The sequence below is a fragment of the Collinsella tanakaei genome (genome assembly GCF_016900375.1).
Classification (GTDB): Bacteria; Actinomycetota; Coriobacteriia; order Coriobacteriales; family Coriobacteriaceae; genus Collinsella.
The window spans coordinates 1-228 of sequence record NZ_JACJKB010000080.1; the positions used below are offsets into that span (position 1 = coordinate 1).

The window sequence follows — 228 nt, forward strand, 5'->3', positions numbered from 1 at the left end:
GACGGCGATAGCGCGGGCGCAGCCGGTCTCGAAGACCAGCGTGGTCGACACGTTCCACGCCGCCGACGAGAAAGGGGTCGCCTGGGAGGACGTCGAGGGGATGTCGGACGCGGATGTGTTTAGTCAAGCTTTGCTTTCGGAAAAGAGCGCGCCTTTCTTTCGGGTTTCGCCACGAAAGGTTTTCGGGTTTCGGCGCGGGCACGCCGCTATCTTCCTGACTTGCCCAGC

1 protein-coding gene is annotated in these 228 nt (G+C 62.7%); it reads left to right on the top strand.

Features of this window, described 5'->3' with window-relative positions; translation table 11 throughout:
* Positions 1–40 precede the first annotated feature (40 nt).
* Positions 41–228: hypothetical protein (locus H6A16_RS10675; protein WP_204619033.1), on the top strand; the 188-nt coding region annotated here is incomplete at its 3' end.